Genomic DNA, 5,428 nt, shown 5'->3' on the forward strand with positions numbered 1-5,428 from the left:
GGAAACTAGGCATTGCTGCCCTCCGAGCTGTTGCTCTCGTCGCTGTCATCAGGACCGTTATCGGGGGCCGCGGCGCGGGCCGTCCCTACTGTCGCCGGCACGGCCACGGGTTCCTGTCCGGGCATGGGCGGAACCGGGTGGCCGCCCGCGAAGGCGTCGAACTCGGGCTCTCGTTCTTCGTCCGTGGCTGCGTCCTCAGACTCGTCGTCCTTGGAACCGGTGAACAGCGGCGCGATCCAGAGAATCAGCATGATGACGAGGAACGCACCGCCGACCCAGATCATCAGCTCCCGGCGCTCCCAGCCCTCGTTCATCGCCAGCCGCATGCCGGAGACGAGGACGATCCAGACCAGCGAGACCGGGATCAGCACCTTCCAACCCAGCTTCATGAACTGGTCGTACCGCATCCGCGGCAGCGTGCCGCGGATCCAGATGAAGAGGAAGAGCAGGACCACGATCTTGCCGATGAACCATAGGATCGGCCACCAGCCCTCGTTGAACATGCCGTCGTTGATCGCCGACAGCGGCCACGGCGCCCGCCAGCCGCCCAGGAAGAGCGTGGTCGCCAGCGCCGAGACGTTGACCATGTTGATGTATTCGGCGAGGAAGAACATCGCGTACTTGATGGACGAGTACTCGGTGCCCCACCCGGCCACCAGCTCGCCTTCCGCCTCGGGGAGGTCGAAGGGCGCGCGGTTGGTCTCCCCGATCATCGAGATCAGGTAGACCACGAAGGACGGGATCAGAATGAGGCCGTACCAGAGGCGTTCCTGTTCCTCCACGATGCCTGAGGTCGACATGGTCCCCGCGAACAGGAACACCGCGACGAACGACATACTCATCGCCAGCTCGTACGAGATGACCTGGGCCGAAGAACGCAGCCCACCGAGCAGCGGATACGTCGAGCCGCTCGACCAGCCGGCCAGCACGATGCCGTAGACACCGACGGAAGCGATCCCCAGCACCAGCAGCACCGCGACCGGCGCGTCGGTGACCTGCAGCCGCGTGGTCTCACCGAACATCGAGACTTCCGGACCGAACGGGATCAGAGCCATGATCACGAACGCCGGAATCACCGCGATGAGCGGAGCAAGGATGTACACCACCTTGTCCGCATGCTTCGGGATGATGTCTTCCTTCAGCATCAGCTTGGCGCCGTCCGCCAGGCTCTGCAGCGAGCCGTTGGGCCCGGTGCGGTTCGGGCCGATGCGGTTCTGCATCTTGGCGACGACCTTGCGCTCGAAGACGATCGCGAAGAGCGTCATCAGGACGAGGAAGACGAAGATGGCCACGCTCTTGATCGCGATGATCCACCACGGATCACCACCGAAGCCCTCGAGCTGGTCCGCAGCCCGGACGTCAACAGACGCCAGCTGGGTGATCATGCTTCACCTCCGGCCAACGAGACGACCGCGCCCGCCTGGACTCCAAGGTCGGCGTAGACGTGGGAGCCCGGCGAGTTCTGCGGCACCCACACCACACGGTCCGGCATCTCTGTGATGGTGACCGGCAGCGTCAGCGATCCGGTCGCCGAGCTGACCGTCACCTGGTCATCGTCGGCCACCCCGATCTCCGCCGCGGTCACCGCGGACAATCTAGCCTGTGGCTTCCGGGCCGTCTGAGCCAGGTGGGGTTCGCCGTCCAAGGCCCGGCCGTCGTCGAGCATCAATCGCCAGGTGGCCAGCACGGCTTCGCCCGTTCCGGCCGCCGGAGGCTCCGTCGCGGCGACGTCCAACGCGGCCGGCTCCACCTCCCAGACACCGATCTCGGCCAGCTCGGCCCGGACCGTCTCCACGTCTTCGGTACCGAGCTTGATGTCGAGCTCTGAGGCGAGGGCGTCCAACGTGCGCGCGTCCGACCAGGCCGCGCTCTCGGGCAGTGCCTTCGCGAACGCCCGGTGCCGGCCCTCCCAGTTGACGAACGTGCCGTCCTTCTCCATCGGCGGCGCCACCGGTAGGACGACGTCCGCGAGCTCGGTCACGTCGCTGTGCCGCACCTCGAGGCTGACCACGAAGCTTGCATCGCCAAGCGCCTGCTGTGCCGCAGCCGGATCCGGCAGGTCGGCCAGCTCGACGCCGCCGACCAGCGCACCACTCAGCGAGCCGCTTGCCAGCCCACCCAGGATCCCGGTGGTGTCGCGGCCGTCGAGCGGCGGCAACGTGGGGACTCCCCAGACAGCGGACATGTCGACTCGCGCTTCTGCGTTGTCGATGGGACGGCCGCCCGGCAGCAGGTTCGGAAGCGCACCCGCTTCGAGCGCGCCGCGTTCGCCGGCCCTACGGGGCACCCAGGCAAGCCGCACGCCCGTGGACCCCACCACCCGCAGCACAGCGGACAGCGCGCCCGGCACCATGGCCAGCCGCTCGCCTACCATCAGCACGGCGCCGTCGGCACACAGCTGGTCATGCAGGTCGGCCACTTCTGGTGCCTTGGCCGCGATGGCGGTCAGCACCTCGGCTTCTGTCCCGGGTGCGGCAGGGAACAGTGTTCCAGAGAGTTTACGCAGCCCTCGGGTGGCGAATGGAGCGACCGAGAAGACCTTGGTGCCCCGACGCGCCCCTTTGCGCAGGCGCAGGAAGACCGTCCCCGACTCCTCCTCCGGCTCGAAGCCGGCGAGTAACACCGCGGGTGCGGCTTCCAAGCTTCGGAAAGTGACGCCATGCTCGTCACCTGCCCGAACGGTGGCGACCCGCTGCAAGAACCCGGCCTCTTCCGCGGAGTGGCTGCGCGCCCGGAAGTCGACGTCGTTGGTCCCCAGGACCACCCGCGCGAATTTGCTGTAGGCGTAGGCGTCCTCCATGGTCACGCGGCCACCGGTCAGCACTCCCACGCCCCGGGCGTCCCGGGCCCGGGCGAGCCCTTGCGCCGCAAGGGTCAACGCTTCCGGCCACGACGCGGTCACCAGCTCACCCGTCTCCTCGTCCCGGACGAGCGGATGAGTCAGCCGGTCATCGAGCGTGTAGGAACGGAACGCGAAACGGTCCTTGTCGGTGATCCACTCCTCATTCACATCCGGGTCATCGCCGGCGAGCCGCCGCATGACCGTGCCACGCCTGTGGTCGACCCTGATCGCGCTCCCGCTGGCGTCGTGTTCGGACACCGACGGAACCGATACCAAGTCGAACGGGCGCGACCGGAACCGATAGGCCGCCGAGGTCAACGCGCCGACCGGACAGATCTGGATGGTGTTGCCGGAGAAGTAGCTCTCGAACGGCTCCTTCTCGTAGATGCCTACCTGCTGCAGCGCGCCCCGTTCCAGCAGCTCGATGAACGGGTCACCGGCGATTTCCTGAGAGAACCGGGTGCACCGGGCGCAGAGCACACAGCGCTCGCGGTCCAGCAGGATCTGCGCCGAGATGTTGATCGGCTTCGGGTAGGTCCGCTTCTTGCCCTCGTACCGGGAGTCGCCGCGGCCGTTGCTCATCGCTTGGTTCTGCAACGGGCACTCGCCGCCCTTGTCGCAGACCGGACAGTCGAGCGGATGGTTGATCAGCAGGAACTCCATGATGCCCTGCTGCGCCTTGTCGGCCACGGGTGAGGTCATCTGGGTGTTGATCACCATCCCGGGCATCACGGTGAGCGTGCACGACGCCTGCGGCTTCGGCATGCCGCGCCCGTTGCCCATGTCCGGTACCTCGACCAGGCACTGCCGGCAGGCACCGGCCGGCTCCAGCAACGGGTGGTCGCAGAACCGCGGGATCTGGATGCCGATCATCTCGGCGGCCCGGATGACGAGGGTCCCTTCCGGAACACTCACCTCGAAACCGTCGATAGTGACGGTGACCAGGTTCTCGTTCTTCTCGACGGCGTCGTCCTGCACGGCCGTGGCGTTCTTCTCCGCCGGCGCCGATGTGACACTGGTGTTGGTGCTGCCGCTCATCAGGCGTTGGCCCCCGCTTCTTCCTTACGTTCGACGGTGAACAGCGCCGAAGCCGCCGGGTCGAACGGACATCCGCCGTGCTCGAAGTGGGCGATGTACTCATCCCGGAAGTGCTGGATCGATGAGACCACCGGTGCGATGCCACCGTCCGCCAAAGCGCAGAATGAGCGGCCGCCGATGTTCTCACTGAGGTCGAGCAGCTTGTCGAGGTCGGCCTCGGTACCCTGGCCCTTCTCCAACCGCTCCAGGATCTGCACCTGCCACCAGAACCCTTCCCGGCACGGTGTGCACTTACCGCAGGACTCATGCTTATAGAACTCGATCCACCGCAGCGTCGCGCGGACCACGCAGGTGGTCTCGTCGAAGATCTGCAGCGCCCGCGTCCCGAGCATCGTGCCGGCGCCCGCCATGCCCTCGAAGTCGAGGGGGAGGTCGGCGTGCTCGGCGGTGAGCATCGGGGTCGACGAGCCGCCGGGCGTCCAGAACTTCAGCTCATGCCCAGCCCGGATGCCACCGGCCATATCGAGAAGCTCGTTCAGAGTGATCCCCAGCGGTGCCTCGTACTGGCCGGGGTTCCGCACATGCCCTGACAGCGAGAAGATGCCGAAGCCCGGTGACTTCTCGCTGCCCATGGTGCGGAACCAACCCGGCCCGTTGGTGACCAGGGACGGCACCGACGCGATCGTCTCCACGTTGTTGATGACAGTCGGCGACGCGTACAGACCGGCGACGGCCGGGAACGGAGGCTTGAGCCGGGGCTGCCCGCGACGCCCTTCAAGCGAGTCAAGGAGCGCGGTCTCCTCGCCGCAGATGTAGGCACCCGCGCCGGCGTGTACCACCACGTCGAGGTCGAACCCGGACCCGAGGATGTTCTTCCCCAGGTAACCGGCCTCGTAAGCCTCGGCGACGGCATGGTGTAGCCGCCGCACGACGTGCAGCACCTCACCGCGGACATAAATGAAGGCGGTGTTCGCCCCGATCGCGTACGACGAGATGATGACGCCTTCGACCAGCACATGCGGGTCGGCCATCATCAGCGGGATGTCCTTGCACGTCCCCGGCTCCGACTCGTCGGCGTTGACCACCAGGTAGGTCGGCTTGGGTATGTCTTTCGGGACGAAGCTCCACTTCATGCCGGTCGGGAAGCCCGCACCGCCGCGGCCTCGCAGCCCGGAGTCCTTCACGGTCTCGACGATCGACTCGGGCTTGCGCTGCAGCGCCTGGCGTAGGGCCTTGTACCCGCCGTGGCGTTCGTAGCCACGACGCGTGAAGGAGTCCTTCTCGCCCCAACGCGCCGTCAACACCGGCGTCAGCGTGGCCGAGGCGCGCGTCTGATCCGAGGCCTCGGATGGCGTGCTCACTTGCTCTCCCCTCCGGTCTTCCCATCGGCGGCTCCGAGCGCGGGCTGGCCACCCTCGGGCGCGGACCAGCCCTCTTGCTCGGCCAGCCGAAGCCCGGCGAGCGATGCCGGTCCTGCCTGCACTCCCTGGCCGGCCAGGCCGTCCGGGAAGCCAGCTATCACGCGCTCAGCCTGTTTCCAGGTGCACA

The 5,428-nt window shown here is 67.1% G+C and carries 3 protein-coding genes and 1 pseudogene; all 4 read right to left on the bottom strand.

Annotation, left to right across the window (positions count from 1 at the left end; translation table 11 throughout):
* Positions 1–5: 5 nt before the first annotated feature.
* A complete protein-coding gene (nuoH, locus tag ELR45_RS09475; protein ID WP_129665415.1) occupies positions 6–1,385 on the bottom strand; it encodes an NADH-quinone oxidoreductase subunit NuoH in 1,380 nt (459 codons plus the stop codon).
* Positions 1,382–3,880, bottom strand: coding sequence for an NADH-quinone oxidoreductase subunit G (locus tag ELR45_RS09480; RefSeq protein WP_129665417.1), 2,499 nt, complete (start codon positions 3,878–3,880; stop codon positions 1,382–1,384). Before ELR45_RS09480 ends, nuoH begins: the two co-directional genes overlap by 4 nt.
* Entirely contained in the window at positions 3,880–5,241 is a 1,362-nt protein-coding gene (gene nuoF / locus ELR45_RS09485; RefSeq protein ID WP_129665419.1) for an NADH-quinone oxidoreductase subunit NuoF, read from the bottom strand. Before nuoF ends, ELR45_RS09480 begins: the two co-directional genes overlap by 1 nt.
* A pseudogene (locus ELR45_RS40670) lies at positions 5,238–5,428 on the bottom strand (NADH-quinone oxidoreductase subunit NuoE); the annotation flags it as partial. The gene nuoF and the pseudogene ELR45_RS40670, both read right to left, overlap by 4 nt.

It is taken from the genome of Phytoactinopolyspora endophytica (assembly GCF_004138495.1).
GTDB classification, from domain to species: domain Bacteria; phylum Actinomycetota; class Actinomycetes; order Jiangellales; family Jiangellaceae; genus Phytoactinopolyspora; species Phytoactinopolyspora endophytica.